General features: G+C 42.2%; 1 protein-coding gene. It reads left to right on the top strand.

The genetic code is table 11. From position 1 onward, the window contains the following. A partial coding sequence (locus tag P2081_RS20800) for an RNA-binding protein (RefSeq protein WP_278924688.1) occupies window positions 1-277 on the top strand: 277 nt, incomplete at both ends.

The following is a 277-nucleotide window of genomic DNA, read 5'->3' as shown; positions in this document are numbered from 1 at the left end:
CCTCGCTCTCAAGATGATCGGCTGACTGACAAATTAATGGGCATTGGCGGACCAACAGTTGATCTACCTCCAGGCACAAATGTGGAGAAGAAGTTTGCTGGCCGAGCCAGACTTTACATTGGTAATGTTACAAACGACATAACAGATGATGACTTGAATGGGTTGTTTTCATCTTATGGAGAAACAAGTGAACTTTTTGTCAACAGAGAAAAGAACTTTGCTTTTATCCGAATGGACTACCGATCAAATGCTGAGAAAGCCAAAAGGGAACTCGATA

This window comes from Pseudophaeobacter profundi (genome assembly GCF_029697505.1).
GTDB lineage: Bacteria > Pseudomonadota > Alphaproteobacteria > Rhodobacterales > Rhodobacteraceae > Pseudophaeobacter > Pseudophaeobacter profundi.
Note: the sequence above shows the minus strand (reverse complement) of the source record. Positions and strands in the feature narration are given on the sequence as shown.